The organism is Pseudomonas sp. MYb2, assembly GCF_002979955.1.
In the GTDB taxonomy this organism is placed as follows: Bacteria; Pseudomonadota; Gammaproteobacteria; order Pseudomonadales; family Pseudomonadaceae; genus Aquipseudomonas.
In genome coordinates, this window is record NZ_PCQC01000010.1 from 113,637 (window position 1) to 123,140 (window position 9,504).

Genomic DNA, 9,504 nt, shown 5'->3' on the forward strand with positions numbered 1-9,504 from the left:
CTGTTATCCGAACAACACCTTCTGCCAATGATCTTCACTGATGATGGCGATCGGCACGCCGCTGTCTCTCAGCTCAACGGCTTTTTTGATCTTCGTACCATAGCTGCTGTGCAGCCACTGTTCATTGCCGATGCTGCCGATCACTAGATAGTGGATTTTCTTGCTGACACCTGCACCAATCATTCCGCCGCGTTCTACGATCAGCGATTCACACGCTTTGCGCGGCCCGTAAGCCATAACACCGGTAAACAGAAAAACACGATTGGCACAGTCCAGGGATGGGGCTGGACTATCGAGCGGCAGGCTGTTGGGCACGCTGAAGGTTTGTGCTGCGCCCACTGGCAGGCCGGCGAACTGATGAAGAATCTCCAGCAATTCCACCGATTCATCGGCATCCAGTACACCGTCGCTAAGCATGCCCCCAAGACGCTTGTAGAGAATATTTACCACCGGATCCCCCAAGTGAACCAAGTGGGTTTCGATCCAGGTCTTGAGAAACTCGGCTTCCTGCTGATTGATCTTGCCATCAGCGGCTAGCCCGGCAGCGACCCCTGCCAGTGCGTCGGCCGAACGCCTGTCAATCCGCGCTTCGTGAAAGAAACGGCTGTTATGAAATTCCTGATGCAAATCGACCATCGCTGCTTCTCCTTAAGCCTCGGCTTCCACCACCTGATTGAAATACTTCGTCCGATCCGGAGTAAACGTCACCCGCATCTTCGTCCGCGAACAGGTCAACGAACGTTCTTCGCTCATATCAATATCCAGATCCTCGCCGCGCAAGCCTTGCCACTGCGCCAGATACTTCAACGAGCCATATTTTTCGGTTTTCTTCAGGCTGCGGCTCACGCCACCTTTCCAGCCGAGCACTGGCAGTTCGTCGGCGAGGCAGCGTTGGGCGAGGTCGGGGAAGCGGGTGGCGCGTTGGCGGCCGATTTCCCAGCATTTGATCAGGCCTTTGTCCGCGGCTTCCCAGAGTTGGCTGCGGGTCAGGCCGCTGCGAAGGGGCGTGTTGATGGTGCGCTGGACGTGCTGGGACATTCTGGTTCCTTGAATTCGGGTTTTATTGGACAGCTCCGCTGTGCCCGTTGCGGTGGATGGTAGGGGGGGATGTAACAGCTGGCAACAGGGTATTTCCGGGTGTGACTGCGAGGTTCGGGGGAGGGTGGACGCGGCGGATGTTGATCACCTGTAGTCCATTGCCATGCGAGTTTGTGGCGAGGGGATTTATCCCCGATGGGCTGCGCAGCAGCCCCGAAGTGAGAAAACCCGGTACTTCTGGGGGAATGGGTTGGAGGGTTTTGGGCCTGCTTTGCAGCCCATCGGGGATAAATCCCCTCGCCACAGGGGTCCTACAAGGTCTTCGTTTTGTGGGCTATTTCCTACAACCACTGGCGAACATTACGGCTGCCACTCACTCTTTTCCCCACTCAACCGACGATCCAGAAAACTCGCCGCGCTGATCAACGCCAGATGCGTCAGCGCTTGCGGTGTATTGCCCAAATGCCGGCCATGGCTGTCGAATTCCTCGGCGTACAAGCCCAGCGGGTTGGCGTAACGCAGCAGTTGCTCAAACTCCAGATGCGCTTTTTCCACTTGGCCGGCGCGGGCGAGGCATTCGACGTACCAGAATGAGCACGCAGCGAAGGCGCCTTCGGTGCCGGCCAGGCCATCGATATTGCTGTCGTCGTTGCGATAGCGATACACCATGCCGTCGCGCACCAGATGTTTTTCAATCGCCTCAAGCGTCGACAGCCAGCGCGGATCCTTGGCGCTGACGAAGCGCACCAGCGGCATCAGCAACATCGAGCCATCCAGCGCCGTGCCACCCTTGTACTGCACGAAATGCCCGCGCTCTTCATTCCAGAAGTTGTCCCAGATGTCGGCGTAGATCGCCTGTCGGGTCTGGTCCCACTGCGCAAACGGTGCCGGCAGCGAGCGTTTCGAGGCCAGTCGGATGGCCCGGTCCAGCGCCACCCAGCACATCAGCCGCGAGTGCAGAAAGTGGTGCTGTTCACCACGCATCTCCCAAATGCCGACGTCTTTGGTCTGCCACGTCTCACAGACTTGATCGACCACTTCGCGCACGTGTTTCCAGCCTTCGTGGGAAATTGCGTCGCCGTATTTGTTGACCAGATACACCGCGTCCATCAGCTCGCCAAAGATATCGAGTTGGATCTGATCGTAAGCGCCGTTGCCGATGCGCACCGGTTTTGCTCCGCCGTGCCCCGAGAGGTGATCAAGTTCGGTTTCCGGTAATTCCTGACGGCCATCGATAGCGTAGAGAATGTTCAGCTTCATCGGTTGGCCACAGCAGTCGCTGACTCGTCCGCGCAACCAGCCCATATAAGCGTTGGCTTCGCCGACAAAACCCAGGCGCATGAACGCGTACACCGTGAACGAGGCATCGCGGATCCATGTGTAGCGATAATCCCAGTTGCGTTCGCCCCCCGGCGTTTCCGGCAGGCCGAAGGTGGCGGCAGCGAGAATCGCGCCGTGTTTGCGCGACGTCAGCAGTTTCAACGCAAGGGCCGAACGGTTGACCATTTCGCGCCAGCGTCCGCGATAGATTGACTGACCGAGCCAGTCGCGCCAGAACTTCAATGTGCGTTCCATGCACAGTTGCGCGGCACCTGCCGCGAAACGCGGATCGTCTTCGCCACCCAGCATGAACGCAGCAGTCTGATCCTGTTTCAGGGTAAATGAGGCAACCGCTGCGTCGGTTTCGATGTGCAACGGCTGATCCGACGTCAGACGCATCGATGGCTGCCCATCGGCACTGAAAATCACCGCTTGCTGGTCCATCCGTGCACGGGTGTCGGCGCGCGCGTAGTCATGGCGCACCGCGCAACGCACGTGGAAGGTCGCCTCACCGCTGACCACGCGGACCCGGCGCATCAGCAGCGGCAAATCGTCCTCGTTGTCCGCCACCGGCAACAGATCGGTGACTTCGACCACCGCACGCTCACTCAGCCAGCGGGTTTGCAGCACATTGGTGTCGGGCAGGTAAATCTGCTCGCGGCGCGCATCGGGCAAATCCGGCGCCAACTGGAAAATCCCCGCGTCGGGGCTGTCCAGCAACGAACAGAAAATCGACGGGCTGTCGAACTCCGGCCAGCAGAAGAAATCCACGCTACCGCGATCATTGATCAGCGCTGCACTGCGCATGTCACCGATGATGCCATGGGCATCGATCGGACTTTGTCGTTCCAGGTGATGCTCAGCCATTGCCGCGAAACTCCGGATAGAGGCTCATGCCGCCGTCGATGAACAGGGTGGTGCCGACGATGTAATCGGAGGCATCCGAGGCGAGAAAGACCACGGCGTTGGCGATGTCTTCCGCGTCGCCGATGCGTCCGTAGGGGATCAGCTCCAGCAGCTTGTCGCCGGCAGCGCCTTCGGTCGCGTCTTTGTTGATTGCCGTGCGAATCGCCCCCGGCGCGATGCCGTTAATGCGAATGCGTTGATGGCTGACTTCCTGCGCGAGGGTCTGCATCAATTGATCGACGCCACCCTTGGACGCTGCATAGTTGACGTGGCCGGCCCAAGGAATGCGCTGGTGCACCGAACTCATGTGGATGATCTTGCCGGCCGCGCGCGACACGCCTTCGCGAATGCCCTGGCGATTGAAGATGCGCAGGGCGGCGCGAGCGCAGAGGAACTGCCCGGTGAGGTTGACGCTGATCACTGCGTTCCAGTCGTCGAGGGTCATGTCCACGGCGGCGGCGTCTTTTTGCATACCCGAGTTGGCCACCAGAATGTCCAGCGAGCCGAAGGCGTCGAGGGTTTCGGCGAACAGTCGTTCAACGTCGTCTTCCTGCGAGACGTCGGCACCGATGGCCAGCGCCTGACCGCCCTCGGCAATGATCTGCCGGGCCAGTGCTTCGGCCGGTTCGGCCTGACGGTTGTAGTTGATGACCACTGCGGCGCCGGCAGCGGCGAGGGCTTTGGCGGCAGCGTGGCCGATGCCGGAGCTGGCGCCGGTGATCAGGGCTACTTGTCCGGTGAGGGAGATTTGCATGCAGGGTCGCGCCTTGAGTCGAGGACTTATCTAGCTGACTGACAGGCGGCGACGAGAGTTCATCCGTAATCATGAAAAGTTCGACACCTTCACACCTGATAACGGCCACTGGTGCGATGCCATTCGACATTGCCCGCCAGCCAGCTCTTGATTCCTCGCAAATAGCGTTTGAGCAGCGGCGATGCGCCCGGCAAGACGGCCAGCTCTGCGGCTTCATACAGATGCATGATCTCGTCATGGATAGCGGCGCTTTGCGCCATGGCCTGTTGCGGCGAGCATTGCTGCTCACGCATCAGCAGCAACGGTAAATTGAAATCACCAATGCCGGCCTGCTGTTCCTTCAACGCCGAAAACAGGTCGTTGGCAATGATCGTGGCGCTGGCAGCCAGTGTCGTCACCCGCCGCACTTGCGGTGCGCTGTAGACATTTGCGGGCAATTCATAGTCACCGACAATGTCGACGAGCGACAGGCATGGGAGGAAACTGTTGACCTGGCGGTGGGCGAGGTACTCCCAGAGCGCCGGCGTGAGGCCTTCGATGCGCCAGGCGGCTTCGGCTGTCATGGTTACGAACATGGCGATGATTTCATGGCGTACGCGTGCGACCTGTGCAGGTCTCGCGAAGGCCTCCACCCGCGCCAGATAGGCCTGCAGTGCGACCAATACCGGATCGCCACACAAAGCCTGTGCCAGACCAGGGCGAAACCGTTCGCTCAAATAAACCGGTTCCAGCGCGGCCAGCGCGACGGACAGGCGCGGGCCGACCAGTTTGGGTTCAGCCCCGGTTCTTTCATCATCACAGTAGTAATCATCGACGGCGAACAGCGCGGCAACACATTGCGCTGCCAGCAACACACGGTCCGGATCCTCCGTGTCGGTATGACACAGCATGGCGAAGCGCCCAAAGCCCATCGCGCGGACTTTTTCGAGTTGGCCCGGAAAGATCCCGACCTGCTCGATCCATGGCATGAGCTGTTCATCCACTGCCTCGGCCAGCGCAGCATCGACCCGAAAGGGAGCAGGGCAGTACAACGGTGGGATGGCCCAGGGCGAATCCATACGAACAACGTTTCGCGGCGGCGATGATGGTGAAGCGGTGCGCGCGCGCACTGCCTCGAACCAGCCTCGCACCCCCTCTATCCCGAACTGCTCGAACATCCGCCGAAACCAGACCGTGAAGACGTTGGGCGTCTGCTCGATGCGCTCCGCGATTTGCGGTAGCGCCAGCCACTCCCAGCTTTCGGCTTCATCAGGATTGGCCACCGGATCGGTCTGACTGATACCGGCAAACACATGATCGAACTCATGCTCGATCAGTTGATCGGACACTTGCTCGTGGTAGAGCATCGAGGCGACTTTGTGCAGCTTGCAGGTCATGCCCATTTCTTCCTGCAGTCGACGGTTGACAGCGACTGCCGTCCGTTCGCCCGCGCGAGGATGCCCGCAGCAGGTGTTGGTCCATAACCCGCCGGAATGATATTTGCCCAGCGCGCGTTGCTGCATCAGCAGCCGGCCCTGCGGATCGAACAGCAGAATGGAAAACGCCCGATGGCGCAGGCCCTGGTGATGCACTTGCATTTTTGCGGCCACGCCGGTCTGGCGATCCTTGGGTGAGACGAGAATGAGCTGTTCATCCATGGCAGGGCTCCCTTGTATGTTTGCTGCCAGATAGTTCCCATGCACGTTGCCTGTTCATCAGGAGCGCTGCGCAGTTGAGCGACGGATTAATGAAAACTTGTGTGGCGGAACAAGGCACCTGTCAGATCTGACAGGTCTGCCAGGTTTTCGACAAATGGTCGTTGTGATTCGAGAGGTTGACGGCCATTTCGGCTGTATCAGGCATCGGTCGTCAGCGCATGAGTCGAACCGCAGGCCGTAGTCGAGCACCTTCACATTCCACCAACAATTGTGCGCTTTGCGACCTGCAAGCCTTATGGCAACTTGGCGGCCCCTGATGAGGCAGCACCCATGGCAAACCCCTACCGCGAATTATTCACCGCCCCCGGCGCACGCAATTTTGTCCTGGCCGGAATGATCGCGCGCATGCCGATCTCCATGACCGGTATCGGCGTGATCACCATGCTCTCGCAGTTGAAGGGTGGCTATGCGTTGGCCGGTGGTGTGGCGGCGACGTTTGCCCTGGCCACGGCGTTTTGTGCGCCGCAGGTGTCACGACTGGTGGACCGCTTCGGTCAGGGGCGGATTCTGCCGGTGTCGGCGTTGATCGGCGGCGGCGCACTGCTGATGTTGCTGCTGTGCACGCGGTTGCAAGCGCCAAACTGGACGCTGTTCATCTTCGCCGCGCTGGCCGGGTGCATGCCGAGCATGTCGGCAATGGTGCGTGCGCGCTGGACCGAGATCTATCGCGGTCAGCCGCAATTGCAGACGGCCTATGCGCTGGAGTCGGTGCTGGATGAAGTGTGCTTTATCGTCGGCCCGCCATTGTCGGTGGGGTTGTGCGTGGCGGTGTTTCCCGAGGCGGGACCGCTGGCGGCGCTGCTGGCGCTGGCGATCGGCGTGACGGCGTTTGTCGCCCAGCGCAGCACCGAGCCGGCAGTGCATCCGCATACCTGCGAACATCAAGGTTCGATCATTGCTTCGACGGACGTTCAATTGCTGCTGGCGTTGATGATCGCTATGGGCGTTATCGTCGGTGTCATCGATGTGGTCAGCGTCGCGTTTGCTCAACAACAGGGGCAACCGGCGGCGGCGAGCATTGTGTTGTCCGTGTACGCCATCGGTTCGTGCCTGGCCGGCATCGCCTTCGGTGCGATGCGCTCGAAATTGCCATTGCCGCAGTTGTTCCTGTACGGCGGCGTGGCGACGGCGGTGACGACATTGCCGCTGTTGCTGGCGAGCAATATTTTTGGCTTGTCGCTGGCCGTGTTCGTTGCCGGGCTGTTCTTCTCGCCGACGCTGATTGTGGCGATGGCGTTGATTGAACGCATCGTGCCAGCAGCCAAGCTCACCGAAGGGTTGACCTGGTTGGTGACCGGTTTGAGTATCGGCGTGGCTGTCGGGGCCGCCGGCTCCGGTTGGCTGGTGGACGCCTTCGGTGCGCGCAGCGGTTTCTGGCTGGCGATTGTGGCGGGGACCGTGGTGCTTGGCTCGGCAATCCAGAGTTACCGCCATCTCAAGTAGGAGCTGCGGCACGCTGCGATCTTTTGATCTTGATCGTTAAAGTCAAAAGATCGCAGCCTCGTTTCACTCGACAGCTCCTACAAAGTGGAGGTGGCAACTGTTTACCAGCCCCGTCCCGAATTCACCCAGAAATTCACCGACAGTGATGTCGACACCGATTCCACCTGATGGAACCAGCCCTCCGGCAAAAACAGCAAATCCCCAGCCTCCAGCGTCACCCGCAGAAATGTCACGTCGCGGGCGGCAGGAAAACGCTCGTAGTCCGGCGCATCCGGGTTGAAATCACAGCCATCCAGACCACCCTTGGGCGCCGTCGACCAGGTCCCCAGCGCTTCACGGTGATGCGGCGCGGCGAGGGTGAAGGTCTTCTGCCCCCAAACCTGCGCGAAGAGGTTGTCGGTGTCGTCACGATGCAACGGCGTCAACGTGCCTTTCGGCCCGATCCAGATTCGCGGCGGAATAAACAGCGAGGTGTCGAAGTAGGGCGGGTACTTGATCTGCTGCATCAATTGCGCCGGCAGGATGTTGTTGCCCATGTAGGCGGGTGGTTCGCCATTCGCACCTTTGACCGCCGGTTGATCCAGCGAGGCGATGAAGTCGGCCATCGACGTGGAGCGAAAATCACGTTCGGTGGAGAAGGTTTTCTTCACGTAATCGCCATGGCGGGTGATGCCTTGCAGTTCGGCGAAATGCACCAGCGATTCTTCGCGGCTGAGCTTGAACAGTGGCCAGTCGTGCAGCGCATTGCTGATCACCACCGGAATGCCATTGGGCAGGTAGCGGCTGTTGAATTCGGCGACCGACAGATCACTGCGGGCAAGGCGTTCGACGCTGCTTTGGGTCGGCAGGCTGGCAGTGAGTTTTTCGCTGAAGCGCGGCGGAGTCGGGTAGCGCTTGTTCATGTCGACTTTTTCCGCCACGGCGCCACCGTGCATCGCATGTTCGATGATCTGCGGCAGCATCGTTGCCAGGCCCATGTTGCCGCCAATCTTCAGGCGCCCGCTGGCGAACAGCTCTTCGACGTTGGCCATGCCGCTCATGATCCCGAGGAAATCGCGCTCGGCGACTTCAATGGTCACGTCCGGGCTGGCGTGGCGTCCGGGCACGGTGCGGCTGCTGGCCTTGACCTCGGACCAGTAGGCCTGCTGCGGACCAAACACGAATTGGAAAACGCCTTCGATGCCGACGGCACCGGCATTGGCGAACAGCTTGCCCAGGATGCTCTGCAGGTCCACGGTGAATCCTCGTTATTGGTTTTGGCCTGAACAGTTAACGAGCGCCTGCGGGGGGAATTTACCGGTCGACGACTAATTTAACCGCCACGGGATCCGTTTCTCTCTACAAGTGAATTTTTCGAGGAAAGCGTGGTGACCAAGCTGACCCTGCTGTGCCTGCCGTATTCCGGCGCCAGTGCCATGGTCTACAGCCGCTGGCGGCCGAAACTGCCGCAGTGGTTGCAGTTGCAACCGGTTGAGCTGCCGGGACGTGGCGCACGTTTCGGCGAGCCACTGCATACCGACATGCGTGCATTGGCGATGCAACTGGCCAAGGAGCTGCGCCCGACACTCAAAGTCCCTTATGCACTGTTCGGCCACAGCCTTGGCGCGTTGCTGGCCTGCGAAATGGCGCACGCCCTGCGTGCGCTGGGTTGCCCGGAACCGGTGGCGATGTTCGCTTCCGGCACGGCGGCGCCGACCCTGCGTGCCGATTACGATCGCGGCTTTGCCGAGCCCAAGACCGACGCCGAGTTGATCGAACAACTGCGCACGCTCAATGGCACCAGCGAGGAAGTGCTGGCCAACGAAGAGCTGATGAGCTTGACCTTGCCGATCCTGCGCGCGGATTTCCTGTTGTGCGGCAAGTTCGAGCCGCTGGCGCGACCGCTGCTCAACTGCCCGGTGCATGTGCTCGGCGGCAAGGCTGACCGCGCCACCACCGAGCAATTGATCGGCTGGAGCAAGGAAACCCGTGGCAGCTTCTCGGTGGACATGCTCGCGGGTGGGCACTTCTTTATTCATGAGCATGAAGCGAAGGTATTGAAGGTGATCAAGGATCAGCTCGATGTGCATCATCGCCGCCACGCCATGGCCGCGACTGCCTGAACACCTTATAACCTGTGGGAGCGAGCCTGCTCGCGAAAGCGTCGCAACAGTCAGCATTTTCATTGCCTGACATACCGCTTTCGCGAGCAGGCTCGCTCCCACCTTTGATTTGTGGTGCCCGAGAAATCCCCGCTCTGCCTCCCGCCTGACAGTTGTTCTCATTCGCTAATTTTTCCGGTCTGCATTCGTTTTATAGGGACGACGTGCCTTTGTGCTTCCTGCCTACTGATCCGGATGCTAAGAA

General features: G+C 60.1%; 8 protein-coding genes. 2 read left to right on the forward strand and 6 right to left on the reverse strand.

Annotated features, from left to right (window positions below; all coding sequences use genetic code 11):
• Positions 1-3: 3 nt before the first annotated feature.
• From CQ009_RS18150 to CQ009_RS18170, 5 genes are all read right to left on the reverse strand, one after another.
• Positions 4-636 carry a BRCT domain-containing protein gene (locus CQ009_RS18150; RefSeq protein WP_064389796.1) on the reverse strand — a complete coding sequence of 211 codons (633 nt, stop codon included), beginning with the start codon at positions 634-636 and terminating at the stop codon, positions 4-6.
• 12 nt (positions 637-648) lie between these two features.
• Positions 649-1,038 carry a hypothetical protein gene (locus CQ009_RS18155; protein WP_105707948.1) on the reverse strand — a complete coding sequence of 130 codons (390 nt, stop codon included), beginning with the start codon at positions 1,036-1,038 and terminating at the stop codon, positions 649-651.
• 360 nt (positions 1,039-1,398) lie between these two features.
• Positions 1,399-3,225 carry a glycoside hydrolase family 15 protein gene (locus CQ009_RS18160; RefSeq protein WP_105707950.1) on the reverse strand — a complete coding sequence of 609 codons (1,827 nt, stop codon included), beginning with the start codon at positions 3,223-3,225 and terminating at the stop codon, positions 1,399-1,401.
• A complete protein-coding gene (locus CQ009_RS18165; RefSeq protein ID WP_105707952.1) occupies positions 3,218-4,018 on the reverse strand; it encodes a glucose 1-dehydrogenase in 801 nt (266 codons plus the stop codon). Before CQ009_RS18165 ends, CQ009_RS18160 begins: the two co-directional genes overlap by 8 nt.
• Before the next feature lie 89 nt (positions 4,019-4,107).
• On the reverse strand, positions 4,108-5,655 hold the full coding sequence (locus CQ009_RS18170) for a family 2 encapsulin nanocompartment cargo protein terpene cyclase (RefSeq protein ID WP_105707954.1): 1,548 nt from the start codon (positions 5,653-5,655) through the stop codon (positions 4,108-4,110).
• 330 nt (positions 5,656-5,985) lie between these two features.
• On the opposite strand from CQ009_RS18170, the gene CQ009_RS18175 reads away from it, so the two are divergent.
• Positions 5,986-7,158 carry an MFS transporter gene (locus CQ009_RS18175; RefSeq protein ID WP_105707956.1) on the forward strand — a complete coding sequence of 391 codons (1,173 nt, stop codon included), beginning with the start codon at positions 5,986-5,988 and terminating at the stop codon, positions 7,156-7,158.
• A 101-nt stretch (positions 7,159-7,259) separates the two neighbouring features.
• On the opposite strand, the gene CQ009_RS18180 is transcribed toward CQ009_RS18175, so the two are convergent.
• On the reverse strand, positions 7,260-8,393 hold the full coding sequence (locus CQ009_RS18180; RefSeq protein WP_105707958.1) for a cupin-like domain-containing protein: 1,134 nt from the start codon (positions 8,391-8,393) through the stop codon (positions 7,260-7,262).
• Between the two features lie 129 nt (positions 8,394-8,522).
• Here CQ009_RS18180 and CQ009_RS18185 point away from each other — a divergent pair, with 129 nt between their 5' ends.
• Positions 8,523-9,260: a thioesterase II family protein gene (locus CQ009_RS18185; protein ID WP_105707960.1), complete on the forward strand. Its 738-nt coding sequence runs from the start codon at positions 8,523-8,525 to the stop codon at positions 9,258-9,260.
• Positions 9,261-9,504: the final 244 nt, after the last annotated feature.

Excerpts from the sequence above, each read along its gene's own strand:
- CQ009_RS18155 (WP_105707948.1), bottom strand. The coding sequence starts at position 1,038 with ATGTCCCAGCACGTCCAGCGCACCATCAACACGCCCCTTCGCAGCGGC.
- CQ009_RS18150 (WP_064389796.1), bottom strand. The coding sequence starts at position 636 with ATGGTCGATTTGCATCAGGAATTTCATAACAGCCGTTTCTTTCACGAA.
- CQ009_RS18165 (WP_105707952.1), bottom strand. The coding sequence starts at position 4,018 with ATGCAAATCTCCCTCACCGGACAAGTAGCCCTGATCACCGGCGCCAGC.
- CQ009_RS18160 (WP_105707950.1), bottom strand. The coding sequence starts at position 3,225 with ATGGCTGAGCATCACCTGGAACGACAAAGTCCGATCGATGCCCATGGC.
- CQ009_RS18175 (WP_105707956.1), top strand. The coding sequence starts at position 5,986 with ATGGCAAACCCCTACCGCGAATTATTCACCGCCCCCGGCGCACGCAAT.
- CQ009_RS18170 (WP_105707954.1), bottom strand. The coding sequence starts at position 5,655 with ATGGATGAACAGCTCATTCTCGTCTCACCCAAGGATCGCCAGACCGGC.